This window comes from Caulobacter sp. GW821-FHT11E11 (assembly GCF_058808315.1).
This window is the reverse complement of the sequence record NZ_JBXARO010000001.1, coordinates 1-24,000: the sequence shown is the minus strand read 5'-3', so window position 1 is coordinate 24,000 and position 24,000 is coordinate 1. Positions and strand designations below refer to the sequence as shown.

Sequence of the window (24,000 nt, the reverse complement as noted above, 5' to 3'; positions counted from 1 at the left end):
ATGAGCCTGTGAACGCTCCCGCGAAGCCTAACGATTGGTCCGCCTATCCGGACGCCAAGGGCCGCTTCGGCGACTACGGCGGCCTCTATGTGGCCGAGACGCTGATGCCGCTCGTGCTCGAGCTGGACCGCGCCTACACGGAAGCCAAGAACGATCCGAGCTTCCAGAAGGAGCTTCGGGGCTACCTGACGCACTATGTCGGCCGGCCCTCGCCGCTCTATTTCGCCGAGCGGCTCAGCAAACACCTCGGCGGCGCGAAGATCTATTTCAAACGCGAAGAGCTGAACCACACCGGCGCGCACAAGATCAACAACTGCATGGGCCAGATCCTGCTGGCCCAGCGCATGGGCAAGACCCGGATCATCGCCGAGACCGGCGCTGGCCAGCACGGCGTGGCCTCGGCCACCGTCACGGCCCGCTTCGGCCTGCCCTGCGTGGTCTATATGGGCGCCGTCGACGTCGCCCGGCAAAAGCCCAACGTCTTCCGCATGAACCTGCTGGGCGCCGAAGTGCGACCGGTGACCTCGGGCGCGGCGACCCTCAAGGATGCCATGAACGAGGCGATGCGTGACTGGGTCACCAACGTCGAAGACACCTACTACATGATCGGCACAGCGGCCGGTCCGCACCCCTATCCGGCCATGGTCCGCGACTTCCAGGCGGTGATCGGCAGCGAAACCCGCGACCAGATCCAGGAAGCTGAAGGCCGTCTTCCGGACGCCGTCGTCGCCTGCGTGGGCGGTGGCTCAAACGCCATCGGCATGTTCCACCCGTTCCTGGCCGACGAGAGCGTCAAGATCTACGGCGTCGAGGCCTCGGGCCACGGCCTGGAGACCGACAAGCACGCCGCGTCCCTGACCGGCGGCCGCCCGGGCGTCCTGCACGGCAACAAGACCTACCTGCTGCAGGACGAGGACGGCCAGATCCAGGACGCCCACTCGATCTCGGCGGGCCTGGACTATCCGGGCATTGGTCCCGAGCACTCGTTCCTGCACGACATCGGCCGCGCCCAGTACCTGACCTGCACCGACGCCGAGGCCCTGGAAGCCTTCCAGCTGTGCGCCGAGCTCGAGGGCATCATCCCCGCCCTGGAAAGCGCCCACGCCCTGGCCAAGCTGCCGCAGCTGGCCAAGGAGATCGGCGAGGGCGGCGTGATCGTGCTCTGCCTGTCGGGCCGTGGCGACAAGGACATCTTCACCGTCGCCGACGCGCTCGGGCGGACGATCTGAGGACCGCATGACCAAGGACCGTATCGACCGTCGCTTCGCGGCGCTGAAGGCCGAGGGCCGCGCCGCTTTCGTGGCCTATGTCATGGCTGGCGACCCGGACGCGGCGACCGCGCTCGAGATCGTCAAGGGCCTGCCGGCCGCCGGCGCCGACCTGATCGAGCTGGGCTTCCCGTTCTCAGACCCGATGGCCGAGGGCCCGACCATCCAGCGCGCCAGCCAGCGGGCTCTCGCGCAGAAAATGACGCTGAACGGCACGCTGGACATCGTCCGCGCCTTCCGCGAGGGCGACCAGGACACGCCGATCATCCTGATGGGCTATCTGAACCCGCTGGTGAACCGCGGCTTCGAGACCTTCGCGAAACAAGCCAATGACGCCGGCGTCGACGGCCTGATCGTGGTCGACTGCCCGCCGGAAGAGGCCGATCCGCTGTCGGACGCGCTCGAGGCTGAAGGCCTGTCGCTGATCCGCCTGGCCTCGCCGACGACGGACGACAAGCGCCTGCCGGCCGTGATCCGCCGCACCTCGGGCTTTGTCTATTACGTCTCGGTCGCCGGCGTGACCGGCGTGAAGGAAGCCAATGCCGATGCGGTGGCTCCGGCCGTCGAACGCATCCGCAAGGCCTCGGGCCTGCCGGTCGCCGTCGGTTTCGGCATCCGCACGCCGGAACGCGCCGCCGAGGTGGCCCGCGTGGCCGACGCGGCCGTGGTGGGCTCGGTGCTTGTGGATGAAATCGAATCCGCTGTGCAGTTGAACGAAAACGTGACCGAGAAGGTTCTTCTCAAGGCGTCGGAGCTGGCTAAGGCTGTGCGTTCGGCGCGAGTCGGGACGAAGTGAGGCTCTAAGGCTATGGCTATGGCTGAACCCCAGGACCCGAAGAAGGGCGACAAGAAATTGGCGACTGACCGCCGAGGCGGCTGGCTGTCGCGGATCGCGCCCGGCGTGCGCGGCGCGTTCGCCAAGCGCGAGACGCCCGAGAACCTCTGGGTCAAGTGCCCCGACACGGGCGAGATGATCTTCCGCTCCGACCTGGAGGCGGCCCTGTGGGTCACGCCGGCCGGTCGTCACATGCGGATCGGGCCCGAAGCCCGCTTCAAGTTCACCTTCGACGACGGCGAGTTCGAGGCCCTGCCGACGCCGGCGGTGCCCGAGGATCCGCTGAAGTTCTCGGACGGCAAGCCCTACAAGGATCGCCTGATCGCGGCCCGCAAGGCCACCGGCGAACCGGACGCCATGGCGATCGGCTACGGCAAGGTCGGCGGCGTCGACGCCGTGGTGCTGGTCCAGGACTTCGCCTTCATGGGCGGTTCGCTGGGCATGGCCGCGGGCGAGGGCTTCATCGCCGCCGCCCAGGCCGCCGTGGCCCGTGAAGTGCCGCTGATCGCCTTCACCGCCGCTGGCGGCGCCCGCATGCAGGAAGGCGCGCTGTCGCTGATGCAGATGGCCCGCACGACCCTGGCGATCAACGAACTGAAGGATGCGGCCCTGCCCTACGTCGTGGTCCTCACCGACCCGACCACCGGCGGCGTCACCGCCTCCTACGCCATGCTGGGCGACATCCACCTGGCCGAGCCGGGCGCCCTGATCGGCTTCGCCGGTCCGCGCGTCATCGAGCAGACCATCCGCGAGACCCTGCCGCCGGGCTTCCAACGCTCGGAATACCTGGTCGAAAAGGGCATGGTCGACCGCGTCACCCACCGCAAGGATCTGCCGGAAACGCTGGGTTCGGTGCTGGGTACGCTGATGATGGGCCGCAAGCGCAAAGCGGCCTGAGCGCTTCCTTGAGCGACCACCTTCGCGCCCACGACGCCGCCCTCGCGCGGCTCCAGGCGCTGCATCCCAAGCTGATCGACCTGTCGCTGGACCGGATGCGACGGCTCTGCGCCGCATTGGGCGATCCGCAAGACCGTCTGCCACCCGTGATCCACGTGGCCGGCACCAACGGCAAGGGCTCGACGGTCGCATACCTCCGGGCCATGGCCGAGGCGGCGGGCCTGAAGGTCCACGTCTTCACCTCGCCGCACCTGGTCCGCTTCGCCGAGCGCATCCGCCTGGCCGGAACGCTGATCACCGACGACCACCTGGTCGACGTGCTGGACCGCGTCGAGCAGGCAAACGCCGGCCTGCCGATCACCTTCTTCGAGATTACCACGGCCGCCGCCTTCGTCGCCTTCGCCGAGGTCCCGGCCGATCTGTGCATCGTCGAGGTCGGCCTGGGCGGGATTCTGGACGCGACCAATGTCGTCACGCCCAAGGTCAGCGTCATCGCTCCGGTCGACATCGATCACCGCGAATTCCTCGGCGACACCCTCGCCAAGATCGCGGTCGAGAAGGCCGGCATCATCAAGCCCGGCGCCCCCGCCGTCTCGGCTCGCCAGCAGGAAGACGCCGAGACCGTAATCGAGGCCGCCGCCGAACGGGCTCGCACCCCGCTGACCCTGATGGGCCGCGACTTCGACGCGTGGAACGAGCGCGGCCGGCTGCTGGTCCAGATGCAAGACCGCCTGCTGGACCTGCCCGCGCCGTCCCTGCCCGGCGACCACCAGTTCGCAAACGCTGGCCTGGCCGTCGCCGCCCTGCTGACCCTGGCCGATCCGCGTATCGACGAAGACGCGATAGGACGCGGCATCGCCGCCACCGTCTGGCCGGCCCGCTTCCAGCGCCTGACCGCCGGGCCGCTTGCCGAGCGCGCCAAGGCGGCCGGAGCCGATCTCTGGCTGGATGGCGGCCATAATCCGCACGCCGGCCGCGCCGTCTCCCGCGCCGTCGCCGATCTGGCCGCCCGCGACGGTCGCCCCGTGGCGCTGATCTCGGGCCTGCTGGCCAACAAGGACGCCACCGGCTTCTTCGGCGCCTTCCGGGGCGTGGCGGCCAAGGTCTTCACCGTCACCTTCGAAGGCCACGCCGCCGCCAGCGCCGCCGATACCGCGGCCGCCGCCGAACTGGCCGGCCTGAGAGCCTGCGCCTGCGATTCGGTCCAGGACGCCCTGGGCCGCGCCCTCAAGCTGGAGCCGACGCCGCACGTCCTGATCTGCGGCTCGCTCTACCTGGCCGGCGAGGTGCTGGCGATGAGCCCAGAGACTTGGCCCGTCTAAGCGCGTAAGGCTGCTGGACGCCGATAGGGCGGCACGGCCCGCTGGACATCCTCGGCAGGCGCGCCCGCCCTGGCAGGAACCGCCGATGGCCAAGGGTCAGAAGAAGTCCAACAAAGAAGTCCGCAAACCGAAGGCCGACAAGAAGGTCCCGCCGGTCTCGGTCTCGCCGTTCATCGTCACGGCCAAGAAGTGACACCCCATTTGGGGCCCGTCACGAAAACGCCCGCTCCGGAGACCGGAGCGGGCGTCTTCAATTCAGCTGAGAAAGCTGCTTAGGCCGGTTGGACGCCGGCCTCGTTCAGCCATTCCAGGATCTTCTGCTTCGGCATGGCGCCGACCTTCATCGAGGTCATCTGGCCATCGCGGAACAGCATCATGGTCGGGATGCCGCGGACGCCGTAGCGCGACGGGGTCGTCGGGCTGTCCTCGATATTGACCTTGGCGACGGTCACGACGTCGGCCAGCTCTTCCGAGATCTGCTCCAGGGCCGGGGCGATCTGCTTACAGGGACCGCACCACTCGGCCCAGAAGTCGACCAGCACGGGCTTGCTGGCCTTCAGGACGTCGGATTCGAAGGTGGCGTCGGTCACCACAACGGTGCTCATGGTCTGCTCCAGTCTGGCGTCACGCGGATCAGCGCGGAGGACGCGATAAGGTCGATGTTCCCGGATTCGTTCCGGGCGCTTGCACAAAGATGTAGGGGGACGTTAGCCGTCCGGCAACGGGATTAGGTCAGCCGGGCCAGCGCTTCGATCATCACCTTTTCTGGAACCGGCATCAGTTTGGGGCCGTCCGTCCACACCAGAGCCGCCTCGACGGTGCGTCCGGGGAACACCTCGCGCAGCACGGCGGCATAGACAGCCATCTGGGCCAGATAGGCCGGATCGGCGTCCTCGATCGCGTCGGGCGACGGGCGATTGGTCTTGTAATCGACCACCAGCACGCGGCCTTCGTCGACGACCAGCCGGTCGACACGGCCGGAAACGGCCAGGCCCTTGGGCAAATGGACGCTGGTCCCGGCCAGGGCGACCTCGGCGCGCGAGCCGGGACCGAACACGGCGGCGAAGCGCGCATCGTTCAGCACGCCGAACGCGGCGGTGGCCATCTCTTCGCGCTGCTCGTCGGTCAGGTCGCGCTCGGCGGAGAGCAGGCGCTGAGCCGCGATCGCCCGCTGGTCCGGCGCGACATCGGGCAGCAGCTGCAGCAGCTTGTGAACGATCTCGCCCCGGCGATAGCGGCCCAGGCCCGAAACCCTGGCCAGCGGCGAGGGCGCGGGGACATGGGCGTTGTCCTCGATCCGCGACGGGGCGGCGTAGCGGGCGGCGGCCGGTTCGGGCGGGGCCACGGCCTTGATCCAGGCCGGCGCGGTCGCCGAGGCGCGGACGTCTTCTTCGACACGCGGCGCGCTTTCGGGATCGGGGCCGTAGCGCAGGAAGGCCGCCTCGTCCTCGCCGATGGTCCGCACGCCCGGCGCGATGTCGGCATGGCCGAAGGCGGCGCGGGCTGAGGCGTACCAGCCGCCGACCTTGTCATCCTTGGTCCGGGCGTCGATGCGGCCACACAGGATCAGCCGGTCGCGAGCGCGGGTCAGGGCCACGTACAGCAGGCGCAGGGCCTCCTGGCTTTCCTTATCTTCACGCAGCTTCCGCGCCTTGGCCGAGGCGTCGCAGTCGCCCTTGGAGCTCGCGCACCACAAGAGCGCGCCATCCTCGGTGACCAGCAGTGGCGAACCGCCGGCCCCGCGCTTCACGGTCGTCTCGGGCAGGAAGACGATCGGCGCCTCCAGGCCCTTGGAGCCGTGGGCGGTCATCACCCGCACCTCGCGGCGAGCGCCTTCCATCTCGCGCTTGACCACGATGTCCAGCGCCGCGAAGTCGGCGACCAGGGCCTCGAGGTCACGCACGCCGCGCTGCTCGGCCTCCATCACCTGGGCCAGGAACTCGTCCAGCGCCTCTTCGGCTTCAGCGCCCAGGCGGGTCAGCACCTTGGCGCGATGCGAGCGGTCGCCGGCGTCGGTCAGGCCCAGCCAGCCAGCGAAGAACTCGAACGGCTGACGCTTGCGGCCCTCGGTCAGCGCCCAGTCCAGCACCGCCTTTGCCGCCATCCATTCCGGACGCTCCTCGGAGCGCCGTCGCAGCTCGGCCCACAGCGTGGCGCGACGCCCCTTGGCCAAGGCGTAGACGTCATCGTCGGTCAGGCCACAGAACGGCGACTTGAGCAGCGCCGCCAGGGTTAGGTCATCATCCGGGAACAGGATGAACCGCCCCAGCGCCAGCAGGTCCTCGAAGGCGATGTGGCTGGACAATGAGAGCCGATCAGCCCCGGCCACCGGCACGTCACGCCGCTTCAAGGCCCGGATGATCTCCTCGAACAGCACCTTGCGACGACGAACCAGCACCAGGATGTCGCCGGCGTGGGCCGCGCGGTGACGGCCGATCTCCTTGTCGAAGACGGCGTCTCCTCGGCTGAGGATCGCGGCGGTTTCGGCGGCGATGGCCTCGGCCAGACGGCGGTTGGCGCTGCGTTCGCTTTCGGAGTCGACCGGCGCCTCCCAGGCCTCGCGCTCCTCGCCGGGCAGTTCGCGGGTCAGAGGCCACAGGTCGACGCAGCCGGGATGGCCGTGGCGGAACAGCTCGTGGCGGACCAGATCCTGGCCCACCGGCGGCGGCACGCCCTCGCGGGTCTCGGGATCGGAGAAAAGGGCGTCGACGAAGCTCAGGATCTCGTGGGTCGAGCGGTACGACACCGTCAGCGGCACGCCTTTGCCCACCGCGCCGACCGCCTCGATGCGGGTGATGTAGCCTTGAGTTTCCTCCAGCAGCCGCGTCGGATCGGCGCCCTGGAACGAATAGATCGACTGCTTCTCGTCGCCGACCACGAACAGGGTCCGTTCGGCGCGTCGTTCGCCGCCCCAGCCCTGCGCCGTCTCGCCGGCGAAGAAGTCGGCGGTCAGGGCGCGCAGAATCTCCCACTGCTCAGGGGCCGTGTCCTGGGCCTCGTCCAGCAGGATATGGTCGATGCCACCGTCCAGCTTGTAGAGCACCCAGGCGGCCTCGACCTTCTCGGTCAGCAGCACGCGGGTCTTGTCGATGAGGTCGGTGAAGTCCAGCGCGCCGCGCGCTTCCTTCTCGATCCGGTGGGATTCCACGTAGAGCACCGCCAGCCGCAGGGCGCCTTCGGTATCCTCGGCCACCTTGGCGGCGCGGACCCGCTCGCGGGCTGCCTCAAGCTTGGTCTGTTCCAGCAGCAGGGCCTCGCGCAAGTCCTCGCGGCTCTTCAGGCCCGAGGTCTTGCCCGGCCAGGTCGCCGGCGTGCCCTCGCCGCCTTCGGTGAACAGGGCGCGGAGGGCGAGGTCGAGCGTCGCATCCGGATCGCGAGCCACGGCGGCGAGCGCCTCGGCGTTCTTGGCGTCAGCCTTGCCGCCGCCGTCGAACAGCACCGTGGCCGCCGCGCGCCAGGCGCCGAGATCCAGCCGCGCCATCGCCTGGGCGGCCAGGTCGCCGGCCGAGGTCGGTTCGTCGAAGCCGCAACGCTCCCAGGCGTCGGCGATGGCTTCCGACAGGCCCCCGCAGCGCCGGACATAGTCCATGATCTGGCCGCGTCGGGTCTCGAACCCCGCGAACATCGCCTCGAAGCTCAGGAAATCCAGCGCCACCGAGAAGCGGGCATAGGCCTGCGCGAAGGCGTCCTCATGCGTGTCGACCCACTGGGCCGTGGAGCGACGAGCGGCGCGGGCGATGGCGGCGCCGGCCTGGTCGTCCATCACCGTGAAGCCGGGCGACACCCCAGCCTCCAGCGGGAAGCGCCGCAACAGCTTCTCGCAGAAGGCGTGGATGGTCTGGATCTTCAGGCCGCCGGGCGTCTCCAGCGCCTGAGCGAACAGGGCGCGGGCCTCCGATAGGCGCTTGGCGTCGTAGGTGACCTCGGGCTCGCCGACCAGCTTCATCAGCTCGGCCCGCAAATCCGCGTCGCTGGTCACCGACCACTTGCCCAATCGCTCGAACAGACGCCGCTGCATCTCGGCGGCGGCGGCCTTGGTATAGGTCACGCACAGGATCGCCTCGGGCGCCACCTTGGCCAGCAGCAGGCGCGCGACCCGGTCGATCAGGGTCTTGGTCTTGCCCGACCCGGCATTGGCCGTGACGAAGGCCGAGATCGCCGGATCGGCCGCGATGCGCTGGGGATCGAAGGCGCTCATTCGCCGTCCCCGTCGTCGCCGCTGGTCGACCATTCGAACACGCGGGCCAGGTGGGCGTAGTCGCCGGGGTGCTCCTTCACGAACTGCGGCGCGACCCGCGAGCGGTAGGGCTCGGCCGGATCGTCATAGCGGGCGATCAGGGTCGAGAGGCCTTCAAGCGCCTTGGTCGCGGCGGCGCTGCTTTCCTCGCCGGCCAGGGCGCGGACCTGTTCTTCGCCAGCCGGCTTGCGGCCGGTGACGCGGACATAGGTCAGGTCGCCGGGCGTAGGCTTGCCCAGGTCCGGGAAGCCGCCATGCATTAGGATCGCGGCCGTCAGGGTCAGTTGCGGCGAGAAGCCGGTGTCGACCTGCTTCTGCGACGGCGCCGCGCCGGTCTTGTAGTCGAGGATGTGGGCGGTCCCGTCGGCAGTCGGCTCGATCCGGTCGGCCTTGGCGGTCAGGGTGAAGGGGCGACCGTTGATGCTGAGCGACAGCTCGCCCGCCGCCTCGACGACGACCTTGCGGGCCGTGGTCCGGCGCGAGCGTTCCCAGTCGGCGACCCACAGGGCGGCTTCGCGGGCCAGGGCCTTTTCGCGGGCCAGGGCCGTCGGCGGCATGCCGGCTTCGACCAGAGCGTCGATATAGAAGCGCTCGAACACGCCTGCGGCTTCGAGCGGCACCGCGTCGGGATAGGTCTCGGCGAACTTCTCGAAAGCGGCATGGATCGCGGTGCCGCGCGCTCGCGCCTCGACCGGCTCGTCGGGGCGTTCCAGCGGATAGAGCTTGAGGATGTCGCGAGCCCAGACGGCGTAGGGATCGCGGGTCAGGGCCTCGACGCGGGTGACGGCCATCTTGCGCGGACGGTCCTCGACCGGCGGGGTCGGGGCCGGGCGACTGATCGGGGCGTAAGGATCGGGGGCGTCGAGGGCGCGGACCCAGTCCAGCACGTCGTCGCGGCGGGGCAGGGCCAGGCCCGCGCCGGCGGCCAGGGTCTTCAGACGCCACAGCCAGCGCGACTCGACGGCCGGCGCGCCGCCGCGTCGTTCGCAGTGGACCAGCACGACGTCCGGCGCGCTGGCGGCCTGGGCGAAGTCGTGGGCGGTCAGGCCGACGCGGCGCTCGGGCGGCGGCAGGCCCAGGCGGCTGCGCATGGGCCGCGACAGGAACGGATCGATCGGCGCGCCCTGCGGCCAGACGCCTTCCTCCAGCCCCGCCAGCACCAGGCGGTCGGCGCGGACCAGGCGGGCCTCGATGGCGCCCAGGATGCGCAGGCGGGGATGGGTGGCGCCGCCGACCCGGACGGTCTCCTCGTTGACCAGCCGGTCGAAGATGTCGGCGAAGGCCTGGGGGGAGGCGTCGGGCAGGGGCTCGCCGTCCTGGATCAGCGCGGCCATCAGTCCGCCCAGGCTCTCGCCCGCGCCGCCGGCCCACAGGCGGTTCGTGGCGATCAAGCCTTCCAGCGCCTCGACAATGGCCTGGGCCGCGCGGCAGGGCGGGGCGAAGCCGTTGGCATAGACGGCGGCCGCGTGGTCGACGGCGGCCAGGACGCGGTCGCACAGGGCCAGGGCTTCAGGCGCGTCCTGCAGTCGAGCGCGCAGGACACCCTTCGAACTGGGCGCGGCGCCGCGCAGGCCCTTGCGTTCCAGCATCGCGGCGGCCGGCGCCTCGTCCTCGGCCAGCACCAGCGGGTGCTTGGCGAAGGCCAACAGGCGGACGGGATTGAGCGGTTCTTCGACCAGCCGCGCCAGGTGCAAAGCCAGGATCGCCGAGCCGGACGCCGCCAGCGGCGCGCCGGCCGAGCTGTCGGGGATGACGCCCCAGCGTTGCAGACGGGTCATCACCCGGCGGGCCAGGGTCTGGTCGGGCGTGACCAGGGCGGCGGTCATGTCCGGGGCCTCCAGCGCCTCGCGCAGGAGCAGGGCGCAGGCCCCGGCGGCCTCTTCCTCGGCGCGGGCGGCGATGACCGAGAAGCCGGTCAGGCCCTCGGCGATCGGGTCCAGGCCCGGGGCCTCGGCGCGCAGGGCGGCGATCTGGGCCAGCCAGTCGGCGGTGGCCTCGGCCGGGCGCAGGGCCTCGTTGACGATCCGCCGGCGCCAGCGGCCCCGGCTGTCGACATCGGGGACCCAGGCGCGAACGTCGGAGCGCGAGACGCCGGCGCGGTCCAGCAGGCGTTTCATCGCGCCCTGCGGATGCTGCTCGCCGGGCGTGCCCTCGATGCGGTCCCAGGCGCTATCGGCCAGATCCTCGTCCAGGCCGGGCAGGACGACGGCGCCCTTGGGGGCAGCGGCGACGACGCGCAGCAGGTCGGCGGTGGCCGGGGCGGTGCCGGTCGAGCCGGCGGCGACCAGCACCTCGGTCGGCGGGTCGTTCTTCCACTGCTTTTCCAGCGCCCGCAGCAGGCGAACGCGGCGGTCGGAGACGTCGATCAGGCCCAGGGCGTCCAGCCGCTGGGGCCAGGCGCGCAGCACGGCTTTGAGGAACCGGGCCGAGACCTGCCAGTGCTGGGCGAGATCCCCCTCGGCCAGGCCGTCCAGCCTGTCCTCGAACTGGATTTCCTCGATCTGACAGCTGTCGAGGAAGTCGGACAGGGCCTTGGCCAGTTCCAGCGCCTGGACCGGGCCGGGCTTGAACGACAGCTTGTCGCCATGGTCGATGACCAGCCGCGCCAGCTCGAACCGGCGGCGGCGCGAGGAGATGGCCGGCGGCAGGTCCAGGGCCAGGTCGCCCGGTTCGAACGGCGGCTCGCCCTCATCGAGATCGCCGAGGGGCCGGATCTGCGGCAGCAGCAGCGCCCGACCGCCGCCAACCGCCAGGAAGGCGTCGGCCAGGGCGCGGGCGCCGCGGCGGGTCGGGGTCAGGACGGTGGCGCGGGGCAGGGCTTCGGGCCCCAGCGGCTCCAGCGTGTTCAGCAGGCCGCGCGCCAGGTCGTCGACGAACGGGCGGTGGGCGGGGATCGAGAACCAGCGCGGCCCCTCACGCTCGAAAAAGGGGGCCGGTCCGGTCATCCTTCCGAGAGTTTCGCTTCGGCCGCCAGCTTGGCGCCCGGGTCGCCGACATGCATCCAGAGGCCGTCGGGCGTCACGCCGTGGACACGACGATCCGCCGCCAGGGTCCGCCAGAGCGGGGTCAGCGAGAACGGACCCTCGGGGCCGTGCTTGACGATGGCCGGATCGCAGATGTGAACGCCGACATAGACCAGCGGCCCGGTCTCGCCAGCGGCCTTGAAGCGGATCGCGCCATCGTCTTCCAGGAAGACGTCACCGCTATCGTGGAAGCCTAGCGAGGTCGCGGTGGGCGCCAGCATCAGCAGCACGTCCATCCGGGCCGGATCCCAGGCGGCGGCCATGGCGTCCAGCGCCGGGACCCCGGTCTCGATCCACACGGAGTCGATGTTGGCGACCCAGACGGGGCCTTCGCCCAGCAGCGGACGGGCATGCTTGAGCCCGCCGCCGGTCTCCAGGGCTTCCGGCCGCTCGTCGGAGATGATGATCTTCGGAGCCGTTTGGCGCGTCTTCAGATGCGCTTCCAGCCGGTCGGCGAAGGCGTGGACATTGACCACGGCGGTCTCGACCCCGGCGGCTGCGAGGCGGTCCAGCATGTGATCGATCAGCGCCTTGCCGTGCACCTCGACCAGGGCTTTCGGCCGGTCGTTGGTCAGCGGACGCATGCGGGTGCCTAGGCCGGCGGCCAGCACCATCGCGATCTTGGGACCACTCATCGACGGGCCTCCGCCGGTACGTACTGGTCGAACCAGGCCTTGAGGCCGGTCATGGCCGGATCGCTCAGGTTCCGCTCCAGGTAGCGCCAGGTGCGCGGCATGTAGGCCTCGTACTGACGGCGACCCAGCAGGGCCTGGCGGGCAAAGACCCGGCCCAGGATGCGAGCGGCGTTCGAGGCGGCCAGGGCGCGGTAGTCGGCGATGAAGACTTCGCGGTCGAGGCTCGGGCGTGCGGCCAGGTAGCGGTCCAGCATGGCCGCCTCCAGCTCCGGCGACACGTCGCGGCGGGCGTCCTGCAGCAGGTGGGTCAGGTCCCAGGCCGGGTGGGCGCGCAGGGCGTCCTGGAAGTCCAGCAGGCCGACGCGGGCAACGCCGTCACGCTCGGGCAGCCACAGCAGGTTCTGGGCGTGATAGTCGCGATGGGTGAAGACGTTGGCCCCGGCCTCGCCGCGCACCCAGACGGGCGCCCACAGCGCGTCCCATTCGGCCACCGCTTCGGCGCTGAAGGCCGGGATGCCAGCGAACTGCGGCCACCATTCCAGGAAGGTGTCGGTGGCGTGTTTCAGGGCCAGGGTGTCGTAGGTCAGCAGCGGCCAGCGGACGTCGTCGACGGCCAGCACGTCCGGCGGCGTCTCGGCATGCAGGGCCACCTGCAGGTCGACGGCGGCCTCGTACAGCGGGCGCTCGTCCTGGCCGTCGGCGATCAGGGTGGCGTAGAGGCCGTCGCCCAGGTCTTCCAGCACGGCCAGGCCTTGGGCGACGCCGTAGGCGAAGATGCGCGGGGCCGAGAGGCCGCGCTGGCGCAAATAGTCCGCCGTCGCCACGAAGGCTCCGACCGAACCGGCGGCCAAGCGGGCGGCGGCGTTGTAACCCAGGGCCAGGCGCTCGGCGTCGGTGGCGCCCGGCGGGCAGACCACGCTTTCCAGCGCCGGTGGCTGGTCCATGAAGATGAAGCTCTCGCCGTCTCGATGTAGCCGCTCATAGGCCCGCGTCGAGGCGTCGCCGCCCAGGCTCTCGCGACGGGCGTCGCCGAAGCCGTTGGCGGAAAGGAACGCGGCTTTCGCCGTCTCGCGCTCAGAACTCAAGATCACGTCCTTCGAAACTGCCGTGCGCCACGATGACGGCGCGTCGCGCGTCGCCGTCCAGGGCGATGTCTATATCGAGCCGATTCGCCGGCAAACGCCCTTCGAGCCGCTGGGGCCATTCGATCAGGGCGACACCGCCGTCCAGCGCCTCGTCCAGGCCGATCTCATAGGCCTCGTCCGGGTCCGACAGGCGATAGAGGTCGAAGTGGGCGAGGGGGAAGCCGCCCGTCTCGTAGAACTGCACCAGGGTGAAGGTCGGGCTGGGAACCTCCTCATCCGGCGTCGTCAGGGCGCGGATCAGGGCGCGGGCCAGGGTCGACTTGCCGGCGCCCAGCGGACCGGTCAGGCACAGGGCGTCGCCGGGGCGCAGCGCGGTCGCGAGCTTGCGGCCCAAATCCTGGGTCGCGGCCTCGTCTGCGAGGAAAACTTCTGTCACGTCAGGCGGCTCGTCGGGTCAGTCGGCAACACGCGCTCCACATAGCGCTTCAGCGTCTCCGTGGCTTCTCCGGCGTCGTGGGGCAAGGCCTCGGGATCGATCGTCGCCCCGACGATCAGCGAAAACGGCCGGCCCTTCTTGTTCAGCAGCTCGTGGAACAGGGTGATGTCGCGCATCTCCTTCCACCGCTTGTCGAAGAAGTGGAACAGGTGCGAGCGCGGACCGGTCAGGTGGATCGGTATGATCGGCGCGCCGTACTTGCGGGCGAGCGAGACGGCCGAGGTCATCCACGGCGGGTCGGTCAGCTGGCCCGTGTCGTCCTCCATGGCCAGGCGGCCGGCGGGGAAGATCATCAGCGCCCGCTCGGCTTCCATCGTCTCGCGGGTCATGGTCAGCGTCAGGCGCATGCGTTCGCGGCTGCGCTTTTCCTCGACCCACTCGACTGGGATCAGCACCTCGTCGAAGCGGTGGCACACCCGGTGGGCGTCGGCATTGGCGTAGAACACGACGTCCGGCCGCCGGGCCTTGATCGCGTCATAGACCGCCACCCCGTCGCCGATGCCGGTCGGATGGTTGGAGACGATGATGACCCGGCCGATCGCGGGCAGGTTCTCCAGGCCCGAAACCTCGACCTTCAGGGCCAGCAGGTCGGAGACATGGTCCAGCGCCGCGCGGCCGCCCAGCTGGCAGATGGTTTCCGCCATCCGCCGGGCCTTGCGATAGTCGAGCATCCGGTAGACGAGCAGCCGGACCAGGGGCCAGAGCGGCGATCCCGTCAGGCGCGGCGCCCGCTCGGTGATCAAGGTGTCGATGATGTGGGGCTCGGGCATCTGTCGCGCCCACCCGACGGCCGGAACATGAACCATGACAGGAGCTTAGGCTGCGTCGACGAAGCTGTCAGCCGCAGGGTGACGCATGGGCGGGCTTCCATTCCCGCCCCTCACGCGCTAACCGCACATCCCGATGCCGACATCTCTTCGCACCGCCTATCGCGAGCGCCTGGCCCAGGGCGAGATCAAGCCCGATGTGGCCCAAGCCGCCGCCGTCGAGGCGCTGTCGCGGCTGGAGGCCGACCTGGACAATGCCGGCGAGCCCGGCTTTTCGCTGTTCGGCCGCAAGCCCAAGAGCCAGCGCGGCGTCTATCTGTGGGGGCCGGTTGGGCGCGGCAAGTCCATGCTGATGGACCTGTTCTTCGACAGCGCGCCGGTCGCCAAGAAGCGCCGCATCCATTTCCACGCCTTCATGGCCGAGGTCCACGCCGATATCGACGCCTGGCGCAAGGGCGACGCAGCGATCCGCAAGGCGCGTTTCGGCCAGCACAAGGGCGACGATCCGATCGTCCCGACCGCCGATCGGATCGCCGACAGCGCGCGCCTGCTGTGCTTCGACGAGCTGCAGGTCACCGACATCGCCGACGCCATGATCCTGGGGCGGCTGTTCGAGGCCCTGTTCGCGCGGGGCGTCACCCTGGTGGCCACCTCGAACCGGCCGCCGGACGACCTGTATAAGGACGGTCTCAACCGCCAGCTCTTCACGCCGTTCATCGACATGCTGAAGCAGGCCTTGGACGTCGTCGCCATTCGTGGCCCGGTCGACTTCCGCCTGGACCGGCTGCGCGCGGCCCGCACCTGGCTGGCGCCGAACGACAAGGCCAACCAGGCCGAGTTCGAGCGGCTGTGGGCCGACATGCTGGATGGCGCGGCAGAGACCGGCGCGACGCTGGAGGTGCTGGGCCGCAAGATGCGCCTGCCGCGCGCCGCCGGCGGGATGCTGCGCTCATCCTTCGCCAGCCTGTGCCAGCAAGCTCTGGGACCGCAGGACTACCTGGCGATCGCCGAGCGCTTCCACACCGTCTTCCTGGAAGACATTCCTAACCTGACGCCCGAGCGGCGCGACGCGGCCAAGCGCTTCAACACCCTGATCGACGCCCTGTACGAGGCCGACGCCAAGCTGGTGGCCCTAGCCGAGGCCGAGCCCGAGGCGCTGTATCCCGAGGGCGACGGCGCCTTCGAGTTCGAGCGCACGGTCTCGCGCCTGCAGGAGATGCGGTCGGCCGACTACGTGGCCCGGGTTCGCGATTAGGAGACAAGCATGAGCGTCAAGGATCGGGTCCGCGTCCAGGAGACCAAGCTGCTCTCCAACAACTGGTACGTCCTCAAGACGACGGCGTTCGACTGGAAACGTCGCGACGGGACCTGGCAGACCCAGCACCGCGAGCACTACGACCGAGGCAACGGGGCAGTGCTGCTGCCGTACAACCTGGCCAACCGCACCGTGCTGCTGGTCAAGCAGTTCCGCTATCCGGCCTTCGTCAACGGCTATGACGACCTGCTGATCGAGGCGGCCGCCGGCCTGCTGGATGACGCTGCGCCCGAGGTGCGGATCCGGGCCGAGGTCGAGGAAGAGCTGGGCTATCGCCTGGGCGAGGTCCGCAAGGTTTTTGAGGCGTTCATGAGCCCGGGCTCGGTGACCGAGATCCTGCACTTCTTCGTCGCCGAGTATGACGCGTCGATGCGGATCGGCGACGGCGGCGGCCATCCCGACGAGGGCGAGGACATCGAGGTGCTGGAGCCGACGATCGACGAGGCCCTGGCCATGATCGCCGATGGCCGCATCCGCGACGCCAAGACCATCATGCTGCTGCAGCACCTGGCCCTGACGGCTTTCCGCTAGTCGAAGTCGCGGGCCAGCGGCACGTCGAAGCTTACGACCAGGCCGCTCTCGCCATAGTCGGCCTCGATCGTCCCACGCAGCTCGCTGGTAATGCTGCGCTCGATCAGGCGCGAGCCGAAGCCCTTGCGCTCGGGCTGCCGGGCCGGCGGTCCGCCGGTTTCGCGCCACTCGAAGCGCAGGGCGTCGCCATCGCCGGACAGGGTCCAGGTCAGCAGCAGCCTGCCGCCGCCCGTCGACAGCGCGCCGTACTTTGCGGCGTTGGTGGCCAGTTCGTGGAACACCATGCCCAGTGACAGGGCCACCCGCGCCGGCAGGTGGACGTCCGGTCCCTCCATGCGGATACGCTCGCCGCCATAGGGGCCCAGCTCCTGGAACAGGATCTGCTTGAGGCCCGCGCCGGCCCACTGGCTGTCGGTCAGGGCGTTATGGGTCTGGGACAGAGCCAGCAGCCGCGCCTCGAAGGCGGCCGCGAAGGTCTCGGGGGTCGTGGCGCCGCGCAGGGTCTGCTGGGCGATGGCCTGGACCGTGGCCAGGGTGTTCTTCACCCGGTGGTTCAGCTCGTCCATCAGCAGGCGCTGGCGCTGATTGGCCAGGACCCGGTCGGTCATGTCCGATCCCTCGACGAACACGCCCGAGACCGAACCGTCTGCCTCGATGATCGGCTGGTATATGAAGTCCAGGAACCGCTCCTGCGGCGGGGCGCCAGGGTCGCGGGCCAGCATCACGCCGACCTCGCGGCCGATGAACGGCTCGCCCGAGCGCATGACCTCGTCCAGCAGCTGGGTAAAGCCCTGGTCGCGGATCTCGGGCAGGGCCTCGATCAGCGGGCGACCGACGATATCCTGGCGTCCGACCAGGCGCAGATAGGCCTCGTTGGCAAAGTCGAAGACGTGGTCGGGGCCGCGCAGGATGGCCACGAAGCTGGGCGCGCGCATGAACAGGCGACGGATCTGCACGCTCTGGGACTGCAGGGCCTCGACGCGGCGCAGCACGCTATCGCCCAGCATGGCGGTGGTCGGCGGCGCCTCGGGCCGGAAGGCGTTGTCCTTCAGCTTGCGCAGCTCGGTGATGTCCTGGGTGTTCTGCAGCACGAAGCCGCGACCGTCCGCCGACGGCACATAGGTGTGGGTGGCGCTCCAGTAGCTGTCGTACACGCCGCCGTCAGCGCGCTGGATCGCGTAGTGGATCATGGCGATCACATCGGTCTCGCCGGTGTTGCGGGTGCGGAGCAGGGACTCTTCGAGCAGGCGTCGACTTTCGCCTTCGGACGGGAAGGCGTCGAAGACGTAGCGGCCCAGCAACTCATCGCGGTGGCGGCTGGTGACGTCCAGATAGGCCTGGTTCATTTCGACGATGACCAGGTCGTGGTCCATCATCATGTACGGGGTCGATATCCGGTCGAACACCGCTCTGAAATCGATCGGACTGCTCATGGATTGGACGTGCTTCCCCCTAAAGCGACCGACCGTAACGCAACCTTGGCCTTAGGGGTTCCTTAACCTACCCGGGACGGGACTGAGAACGTTTCTCAAGAGGCCCCGCTTTAATTGACACCCCCGCCCTCGCGCTTAAAAGCATCCCGCAACGCACAAAGGCTACTGAGGTTGGACCTCCCATGACCGACACGAGCCGGGGGCTGCCTGAGCGCCCGATGTCGCCGCACCTGCAGGTGTGGCGCTGGCATATCACCATGGCCTGCTCGATCCTGCACCGCGGCTGCGTCGTCGGCCTGTGGGTCGGCGCCGTGATCCTGGCCGGTTGGGCCGCGGCCCTGGCCGCCGGTCCCGAGGCCTACGACACCTACCGCGGCATTCTGGGTTCGCCGATCGGCAAGCTGGTGCTGCTGGGCGAGACCTTCGCGGTGTTCTTCAACGTCGCCTACACCCTGCGCCAGACCTTCTGGGACACCGGCAAGGGCTTCGCCCCGCGCATCGCCGACATGACCGGCGCCATGGCGATCGCCTTCGCGGTCGTGGCGACGATCGTCACCTGGGTCATCGCCGGCGCGAACGGAGCGTTCTGATGAGCAGCAACAAGGACCTCTTCCAGCCCATCCAGTTCCGTACGCCGCTGTCGCGCGCCCGGGGTATGGGCTCGTCGCACCACGGTGTCGGCCACTTCATCACCGAGCGCGTGTCGGGCCTGGCCTTCGCGCCGCTGACCGTCTGGGGCGTCTACAGCGCCCTGAAGCTGATCGGCGCCGACCAGCACACGGTCGCGACCTGGATCGGCCAGCCGCTGAACGCCGTGCTGCTGGGCCTCCTGCTGATCTCTGCCCTGGTGCACCTGCAGAGCGCGGTCCAGGTGGTGATCGAAGACTATATCTACCGCTTCACGACCAAGTCCGCCCTGGTGATCGGCAACCTGTTCGTCTGCGTGCTGGCTGGCGCCGTGGGGATCTTCTCGATCCTCAAGGTCGCCCTGAGCGTGACCGGAGCCCATTGATGTCGGCCTACAAGTTCATCGACCACAAGTTCGACGTCGTCGTCATCGGCGCTGGCGGCTCGGGTCTCCGCGCCGCGCTGGGCTGCGCCCAGGCTGGCCTCAAGACCGCCTGCATCACCAAGGTGTTCCCGACCCGCAGCCACACCGTGGCGGCGCAGGGCGGCATCTCGGCCTCGCTGGGCAATATGGGCCAGGACGACTGGCGCTGGCACATGTTCGACACCGTCAAGGGTTCGGACTGGCTGGGCGACCAGGACGCCATCGAGTACCTGACCCGCAACGCGCCGGCGGCGGTCTATGAGCTCGAGCACTGGGGCGTGCCCTTCTCGCGCACCGAGGACGGCAAGATCTATCAGCGCGCCTTCGGCGGCATGACCAAGAACTACGGCGAAGGCCCGATCCAGCGCACCTGCGCGGCGGCCGACCGCACCGGTCACGCCATGCTGCACACGATGTACGGCCAGTCGCTGGCCCACGACACCGAGTTCTTCATCGAATACTTCGCCCTCGATCTGATCATGGACGAGGCTGGCGTGTGCCGCGGCGTGACCGCGTGGAAGCTCGACGACGGCACCCTGCACCGCTTCCAGGCTCAGCAAGTGATCCTGGCGACGGGTGGCTATGGCCGCGCCTACTTCTCGGCCACCTCGGCCCACACCTGCACGGGCGACGGCAACGCCATGGCGCTGCGCGCCGGCCTGCCGCTGCAGGACATGGAATTCGTGCAGTTCCACCCCACCGGTATCTACGGGGCCGGCTGCCTGATCACCGAAGGCGCCCGCGGCGAAGGCGGTTACCTGACCAACTCGGAAGGTGAGCGCTTCATGGAGCGCTACGCCCCGTCGGTGAAGGACCTGGCGCCCCGCGACATGGTCAGCCGCGCGATGACCATCGAGATCCGTGAAGGTCGCGGCGTGGGCCCGAACAAGGACCACATCTTCCTGCACCTGGATCACCTGGATCCCAAGATTCTGCACGAGCGCCTGCCGGGCATCTCGGAGACGGCGAAGGTCTTCGCCGGCGTCGACGTGACCAAGGCCCCGATCCCGGTGCTGCCGACCGTCCACTACAACATGGGCGGCATCCCGACGAACTTCCACGGCGAAGTCGTCACCAAGTCCGGCGAGAACCCAGACCAGGTGATCCCCGGCCTGATGGCCGTGGGCGAAGCGGCCTGCGTGTCGGTGCACGGCGCTAACCGCCTGGGTTCGAACTCGCTGATCGACCTCGTGGTCTTCGGTCGCGCCGCGGCCCTGCGCTGCGCCGAGATCCTCAAGCCGGGCGCCAAGCAGCCGGAACTGAAGGACGCCTGGACCGACGCGCACATCGCGCGCTTCGACAGGTTCCGTAACGCCTCGGGCTCGACCCCGACCGCGGACCTGCGTCTCGAAATGCAGAAGGCCATGCAGGAAGACGCCGCGGTGTTCCGCACCGGCGAAAGCCTGGACAGCGGCGTCGCCCGCCTGGCCGAGGTCTGGAAGAAGAAGGCCGACGTCAAGGTCAGCGATCGTGGTCTGGTGTGGAACACCGACCTGATGGAGACCCTGGAGTTCGACAACCTGATCAGCCAGGCGGTGGTCACGGTGAACGGCGCGGCCAACCGCACCGAGAGCCGCGGCGCCCACGCCCGCGAGGATTTCTCCAGCCGCGACGACGCCGAGTGGATGAAACACACCCTGGCCTGGCTCGACATGGAGTCCGGCAAGGTGAAGATCGATTACCGCCCGGTCCACAGCTACACCATGTCGGACGACATCGCTTACATCCCGCCGAAGCAACGGGTCTACTGAGGGTACGATGGTCGAACTCGCACTCCCCAAGAACTCGCAGGTCAAGTCGGGCAAGCATTGGCCGGCTCCCGCGGGCGCCAAGAAGGTCAAGACCTTCAAGATCTACCGCTACGATCCGGAAGCGGGCGGCAACCCGCGTTGGGACACCTACGACGTCGACATGGACGCCGTGGGCCCGATGGTCCTGGACGCCCTGCTCTATATCAAGAACACCATCGATCCGACCCTGGCCTTCCGCCGGTCGTGCCGGGAAGGCGTCTGCGGCTCGTGCTCGATGAACATCGGCGGCCGCAACACCCTGGCCTGCACGCACGGCTGGGCTGAAGTCCCGGGTAAGGCTGTCCAGATCAGCCCGCTGCCGCACCTGCCGGTGGTCAAGGACCTGATCCCGGACCTGACGCTGTTCTACGCCCAGTACGCCTCGATCGAGCCCTGGCTGCACACCGACACGCCCGAGCCGCAGACCGAGTGGAAGCAGTCGCCCAAGGACCGCGAGAAGCTCGACGGCCTGTACGAGTGCATCCTGTGCGCCTGCTGCTCGACCTCGTGCCCCAGCTACTGGTGGAACGGCGACAAGTATCTGGGCCCGGCGGCCCTGCTGCACGCCTATCGCTGGCTGATCGACAGCCGCGACGAAGCGACCGGCGACCGCCTGGATGCGCTTGAGGATCCCTTCAAGCTGTATCGCTGTCACACGATCATGAACTGCGCCCAGGTCTGCCCCAAGGGGCTGAACCCGGCCAAGGCCATCGCCGAGATCAAGAAGATGATGGTCGAGCGCGTCGTCTGACGGGCTCTCTATAGAGACAAGCGCGGGGCGGCTTCGGAAACGGGCCGCCCCGTTCTATATGCGGCCTGTATCAAGGCGCTTGCCAATAGGTGACGCCGGCGTCATTTTTGACGAAAGGGAGGGCGTCATTGAGCGCTGAAGTCAATCAGAACGCATGCGTCGTCATTGTCGGCGCGGGTCATGCCGGCGGTTCGGCCGCGGCGTTCCTGCGCCAGTACGGTCACGAAGGCCGGATCGTCCTGATCGGCGACGAGCCGCTGCTGCCCTATCAGCGCCCCCCGCTCTCGAAAGCCTGGCTCAAGGGTGAGGCCGACGCCGACTCCCTCTCGCTGAAGCCCGCCGAGTGGTACGCCGACAATAATGTCTTCCTGCGCCTCGAAGGCGTAGCCGAGCGGATCAATCGCTCCGAGAAGACGGTGACCTTGGCCTCGGGCGAGGTCATTACCTACGACTTCCTCATCCTGGCCACCGGCGCCCGCGCCCGTGAGCTGCCGATCCCCGGTTCCGACCTGGCCGGCGTCCTGGCCCTGCGCACCGCGGCCGACGCCGAGCTGCTCAAGCACGCCCTGGGTCCCGACAAGCGCCTGGCCGTGATCGGCGGCGGCTATGTCGGCCTCGAAGCCGCCGCTTCCGCCCGCGCCCTGGGCAGTCACGCCCTGATCGTCGAGCGGGAGAGCCGGGTGCTTGCCCGGGTGGCCTGCGAGACCCTGTCGCTGTTCTTCCAGGACTATCACGGCAAGCATGGCGTCACGTTCGAGCTGAACGCCGGCGTGGCGGGCTTCGAAGGCCGGGATGGTCACGTCACGGGCGTGAAGTTCACCGACGGCCGCGTGGTCGCCTGCGATGTCGCCCTGGTCGGTGTCGGCGCGGCGCCCAATGACGAGCTGGCCAAGGACGCGGGTCTGGAAACCACCAATGGCGTCGTCGTCGACCTGGAGGCGCGCACCGCCGACCCGTCGATCTTCGCGATCGGCGACGTCACCCATCGCCCGCTCCCCTTATATGAGCGCCAGTTCCGCCTGGAGAGCGTGCCCAACGCCCTGGAGCAGGCCAAGCAGGCCGCCTCGGCGATTCTGGGCCGCACGGGCCCTTCGCCCGAGGTGCCGTGGTTCTGGTCCGACCAGTATGATCTGAAGCTGCAGATCGCCGGCCTGCCGTTCGAGGCCGACCGCCAGGTGGTGCGCGGCGACGTCGCCGCCGCCAAGTTCGCGGTCTTCCATCTGAAGGGCGACCTGCTGCAGGCCGTCGAGGCGGTCAATGCGCCGCCCGAATTCATGGCAGGCAAGCAGCTGATCGCCAAACGCACGCCGGTGAGCGCCGAAAAACTCGCCGACACCAATGTGTCCATGAAAGAGGTGGCGGCCTAAGGTCGCTCAAGGGGAATAGAGAGCCAAATGGCCAAGATCACCTACATCGAACACGACGGCACTGAGCACGCGCTCGACGTGAAGCCGGGCCTGACCGTCATGGAAGGCGCCGTGAAGAACAACGTGCCGGGCATCGACGCGGATTGCGGCGGCGCCTGCGCCTGCGCGACCTGCCACGTCTATGTCGACGACGCCTGGCTGGATAAGACCGGCGACAAGTCGGCCATGGAAGAGTCGATGCTGGACTTCGCCGAGAACGTCGAGCCCAACAGCCGCCTGTCGTGCCAGATCAAGGTCAGCGACGCGCTGGACGGCCTGGTCGTCCGCCTGCCGGAAAGCCAGCACTAGTATAGAGGGCTGGAGCCTGCCGGCGCGGGCTCCGCAAGGCGGGGCTAACCATCCCGTCAAAAGAGCGTCGTTATATTGTCGCGAGGGGGTTGCCAGTCGTCCGAGGGAGGACTAGATCACCGCCTCGCTCGGAACGACATCGCGACCGGACGACGCGGCACCCGAAAGGGAGTTGCATCGCTCCAGACGCTTCGTTAGAAACCGCGCTCCAATCGACTCGATGACGGATCCGCAAGGGCGGCCACGGCGGCCCAAGGATCCTTCTTTTGTCTTTTCGCTCCCGGTTTTCCGGAGTTTCGAAAAGCCGAAAAGAGTTGGTTCACTTCGGGGCCGCTCTCTTCAGAAGCGCCGCTCCAACGCGTAGCTGCCAAGACTTCGCAAGAAATCAGCGGCGCGATGCGTGGGCTAGTCAAGTAGTTGCTTCGAAGTTTCTTCGAAAAATAGCTTGACTGGTTTCGGTGGTTTCTTTAGAAGCTGCCGGCTCTGCCGAAGACCTCCGGGTCGGCTGGTGGTGACGTCAGAAAGTTTTGAAAAAAACGATTTGACACGGAATTCGAGGTTCGCTAGATAGCCGCCTCCGCCGACACTGGGCGCTAAACGGTGAGGTTGCTCCGGCAGCTTGGGTCTTTGACATTGTTGATTTGGAAAGAGAAACGCAGGCGGCGGCGCTCTGGCGGTAGACTTTAGGTCTACCTTCGACGCTGACAAATGCGGTCTCTTGAAGACACCATTAATATGGTGGCTGAGCCCCAGGCCTTCGGGTTGGGCGGTTTGGTCACTGTGTGATGGGAACTCGTCAAGATACTATGCAAACCAGATACCTGGTTCTGGGTTTTCCCCCGGGACTGG

The 24,000-nt window shown here is 68.6% G+C and carries 21 protein-coding genes; 13 read left to right on the top strand and 8 right to left on the bottom strand.

The window, feature by feature from the left end:
- Positions 1-8: 8 nt before the first annotated feature.
- The 5 genes from trpB (at position 9) to AC1RR5_RS00085 (ending at position 4,515) form a co-directional block, all read left to right on the top strand.
- Positions 9-1,229, top strand: coding sequence for a tryptophan synthase subunit beta (gene trpB, locus AC1RR5_RS00105; RefSeq protein WP_492919083.1), 1,221 nt, complete (start codon positions 9-11; stop codon positions 1,227-1,229).
- Positions 1,230-1,236: 7 nt separating this feature from the next.
- Positions 1,237-2,064 (top strand): tryptophan synthase subunit alpha, encoded by an 828-nt coding sequence (gene trpA, locus AC1RR5_RS00100; RefSeq protein WP_492919082.1) that lies wholly within the window; start codon positions 1,237-1,239, stop codon positions 2,062-2,064.
- 12 nt (positions 2,065-2,076) lie between these two features.
- Positions 2,077-3,000, top strand: coding sequence for an acetyl-CoA carboxylase carboxyltransferase subunit beta (locus AC1RR5_RS00095; RefSeq protein ID WP_492919081.1), 924 nt, complete (start codon positions 2,077-2,079; stop codon positions 2,998-3,000).
- Between the two features lie 8 nt (positions 3,001-3,008).
- Positions 3,009-4,322: a bifunctional folylpolyglutamate synthase/dihydrofolate synthase gene (locus AC1RR5_RS00090; protein ID WP_492919080.1), complete on the top strand. Its 1,314-nt coding sequence runs from the start codon at positions 3,009-3,011 to the stop codon at positions 4,320-4,322.
- Between the two features lie 85 nt (positions 4,323-4,407).
- Positions 4,408-4,515, top strand: coding sequence for a hypothetical protein (locus AC1RR5_RS00085; RefSeq protein ID WP_454718353.1), 108 nt, complete (start codon positions 4,408-4,410; stop codon positions 4,513-4,515).
- Positions 4,516-4,594: 79 nt separating this feature from the next.
- Here AC1RR5_RS00085 and trxA read toward each other — a convergent pair whose 3' ends face one another.
- From trxA to AC1RR5_RS00050, 7 genes are all read right to left on the bottom strand, one after another.
- Entirely contained in the window at positions 4,595-4,927 is a 333-nt protein-coding gene (gene trxA, locus AC1RR5_RS00080; RefSeq protein ID WP_013077346.1) for a thioredoxin, read from the bottom strand.
- A gap of 122 nt (positions 4,928-5,049) precedes the next feature.
- On the bottom strand, positions 5,050-8,520 hold the full coding sequence (addA, locus tag AC1RR5_RS00075; protein WP_492919079.1) for a double-strand break repair helicase AddA: 3,471 nt from the start codon (positions 8,518-8,520) through the stop codon (positions 5,050-5,052).
- Positions 8,517-11,504, bottom strand: a complete 2,988-nt coding sequence (gene addB / locus AC1RR5_RS00070; protein WP_492919078.1) for a double-strand break repair protein AddB — start codon at positions 11,502-11,504, stop codon at positions 8,517-8,519. Before addB ends, addA begins: the two co-directional genes overlap by 4 nt.
- Positions 11,501-12,217, bottom strand: coding sequence for an N-acetylmuramate alpha-1-phosphate uridylyltransferase MurU (gene murU, locus AC1RR5_RS00065; protein WP_492919077.1), 717 nt, complete (start codon positions 12,215-12,217; stop codon positions 11,501-11,503). The genes addB and murU overlap by 4 nt, the downstream gene beginning before the upstream one ends.
- The gene (gene amgK, locus AC1RR5_RS00060) at positions 12,214-13,302 is read right to left on the bottom strand and encodes an N-acetylmuramate/N-acetylglucosamine kinase AmgK (protein ID WP_492919076.1); all 1,089 of its coding nucleotides are present in this window, start codon (positions 13,300-13,302) and stop codon (positions 12,214-12,216) included. The genes murU and amgK overlap by 4 nt, the downstream gene beginning before the upstream one ends.
- Positions 13,292-13,738, bottom strand: a complete 447-nt coding sequence (tsaE, locus tag AC1RR5_RS00055) for a tRNA (adenosine(37)-N6)-threonylcarbamoyltransferase complex ATPase subunit type 1 TsaE (protein ID WP_492919075.1) — start codon at positions 13,736-13,738, stop codon at positions 13,292-13,294. Before tsaE ends, amgK begins: the two co-directional genes overlap by 11 nt.
- Positions 13,735-14,604 carry a GNAT family N-acetyltransferase gene (locus tag AC1RR5_RS00050; protein WP_492919074.1) on the bottom strand — a complete coding sequence of 290 codons (870 nt, stop codon included), beginning with the start codon at positions 14,602-14,604 and terminating at the stop codon, positions 13,735-13,737. The genes tsaE and AC1RR5_RS00050 overlap by 4 nt, the downstream gene beginning before the upstream one ends.
- Positions 14,605-14,701: 97 nt before the next feature.
- Here AC1RR5_RS00050 and zapE point away from each other — a divergent pair, with 97 nt between their 5' ends.
- Both zapE and AC1RR5_RS00040 read left to right on the top strand, forming a co-directional pair.
- Positions 14,702-15,820: a cell division protein ZapE gene (zapE, locus tag AC1RR5_RS00045; RefSeq protein ID WP_492919073.1), complete on the top strand. Its 1,119-nt coding sequence runs from the start codon at positions 14,702-14,704 to the stop codon at positions 15,818-15,820.
- A 9-nt stretch (positions 15,821-15,829) separates the two neighbouring features.
- Positions 15,830-16,411: a GDP-mannose pyrophosphatase gene (locus tag AC1RR5_RS00040; RefSeq protein WP_492919072.1), complete on the top strand. Its 582-nt coding sequence runs from the start codon at positions 15,830-15,832 to the stop codon at positions 16,409-16,411.
- Here the strand turns inward: AC1RR5_RS00040 and AC1RR5_RS00035 are convergent.
- Positions 16,408-17,844, bottom strand: coding sequence for a sensor histidine kinase (locus tag AC1RR5_RS00035; RefSeq protein WP_492919071.1), 1,437 nt, complete (start codon positions 17,842-17,844; stop codon positions 16,408-16,410). The two genes, AC1RR5_RS00040 and AC1RR5_RS00035, sit on opposite strands and share 4 nt — an antisense overlap.
- Before the next feature lie 182 nt (positions 17,845-18,026).
- Here AC1RR5_RS00035 and sdhC point away from each other — a divergent pair, with 182 nt between their 5' ends.
- The 6 genes from sdhC to AC1RR5_RS00005 all read left to right on the top strand — a co-directional run bounded on the left by sdhC (position 18,027) and on the right by AC1RR5_RS00005 (position 23,151).
- A complete protein-coding gene (gene sdhC, locus AC1RR5_RS00030) occupies positions 18,027-18,434 on the top strand; it encodes a succinate dehydrogenase, cytochrome b556 subunit (RefSeq protein ID WP_492919070.1) in 408 nt (135 codons plus the stop codon).
- The gene (gene sdhD / locus AC1RR5_RS00025; RefSeq protein WP_454718741.1) at positions 18,401-18,856 is read left to right on the top strand and encodes a succinate dehydrogenase, hydrophobic membrane anchor protein; all 456 of its coding nucleotides are present in this window, start codon (positions 18,401-18,403) and stop codon (positions 18,854-18,856) included. Before sdhC ends, sdhD begins: the two co-directional genes overlap by 34 nt.
- Entirely contained in the window at positions 18,856-20,646 is a 1,791-nt protein-coding gene (sdhA, locus tag AC1RR5_RS00020) for a succinate dehydrogenase flavoprotein subunit (protein ID WP_492919069.1), read from the top strand. Before sdhD ends, sdhA begins: the two co-directional genes overlap by 1 nt.
- Before the next feature lie 7 nt (positions 20,647-20,653).
- The gene (locus AC1RR5_RS00015; RefSeq protein ID WP_492816550.1) at positions 20,654-21,436 is read left to right on the top strand and encodes a succinate dehydrogenase iron-sulfur subunit; all 783 of its coding nucleotides are present in this window, start codon (positions 20,654-20,656) and stop codon (positions 21,434-21,436) included.
- Positions 21,437-21,564: 128 nt separating this feature from the next.
- Positions 21,565-22,803 (top strand): NAD(P)/FAD-dependent oxidoreductase, encoded by a 1,239-nt coding sequence (locus AC1RR5_RS00010; protein WP_492919068.1) that lies wholly within the window; start codon positions 21,565-21,567, stop codon positions 22,801-22,803.
- 27 nt (positions 22,804-22,830) lie between these two features.
- Positions 22,831-23,151, top strand: a complete 321-nt coding sequence (locus AC1RR5_RS00005) for a 2Fe-2S iron-sulfur cluster-binding protein (RefSeq protein WP_454718338.1) — start codon at positions 22,831-22,833, stop codon at positions 23,149-23,151.
- The last annotated feature ends 849 nt before the right edge of the window (positions 23,152-24,000 follow it).

Excerpts from the sequence above, each read along its gene's own strand:
- trpA (WP_492919082.1), top strand. The coding sequence starts at position 1,237 with ATGACCAAGGACCGTATCGACCGTCGCTTCGCGGCGCTGAAGGCCGAG.
- AC1RR5_RS00095 (WP_492919081.1), top strand. The coding sequence starts at position 2,077 with ATGGCTATGGCTGAACCCCAGGACCCGAAGAAGGGCGACAAGAAATTG.
- AC1RR5_RS00085 (WP_454718353.1), top strand. The coding sequence starts at position 4,408 with ATGGCCAAGGGTCAGAAGAAGTCCAACAAAGAAGTCCGCAAACCGAAG.
- trxA (WP_013077346.1), bottom strand. The coding sequence starts at position 4,927 with ATGAGCACCGTTGTGGTGACCGACGCCACCTTCGAATCCGACGTCCTG.
- addA (WP_492919079.1), bottom strand. The coding sequence starts at position 8,520 with ATGAGCGCCTTCGATCCCCAGCGCATCGCGGCCGATCCGGCGATCTCG.
- addB (WP_492919078.1), bottom strand. The coding sequence starts at position 11,504 with ATGACCGGACCGGCCCCCTTTTTCGAGCGTGAGGGGCCGCGCTGGTTC.
- murU (WP_492919077.1), bottom strand. The coding sequence starts at position 12,217 with ATGAGTGGTCCCAAGATCGCGATGGTGCTGGCCGCCGGCCTAGGCACC.
- AC1RR5_RS00050 (WP_492919074.1), bottom strand. The coding sequence starts at position 14,604 with ATGGTTCATGTTCCGGCCGTCGGGTGGGCGCGACAGATGCCCGAGCCC.
- zapE (WP_492919073.1), top strand. The coding sequence starts at position 14,702 with ATGCCGACATCTCTTCGCACCGCCTATCGCGAGCGCCTGGCCCAGGGC.
- AC1RR5_RS00040 (WP_492919072.1), top strand. The coding sequence starts at position 15,830 with ATGAGCGTCAAGGATCGGGTCCGCGTCCAGGAGACCAAGCTGCTCTCC.
- AC1RR5_RS00035 (WP_492919071.1), bottom strand. The coding sequence starts at position 17,844 with ATGAGCAGTCCGATCGATTTCAGAGCGGTGTTCGACCGGATATCGACC.
- sdhC (WP_492919070.1), top strand. The coding sequence starts at position 18,027 with ATGACCGACACGAGCCGGGGGCTGCCTGAGCGCCCGATGTCGCCGCAC.
- sdhA (WP_492919069.1), top strand. The coding sequence starts at position 18,856 with ATGTCGGCCTACAAGTTCATCGACCACAAGTTCGACGTCGTCGTCATC.
- AC1RR5_RS00015 (WP_492816550.1), top strand. The coding sequence starts at position 20,654 with ATGGTCGAACTCGCACTCCCCAAGAACTCGCAGGTCAAGTCGGGCAAG.
- AC1RR5_RS00005 (WP_454718338.1), top strand. The coding sequence starts at position 22,831 with ATGGCCAAGATCACCTACATCGAACACGACGGCACTGAGCACGCGCTC.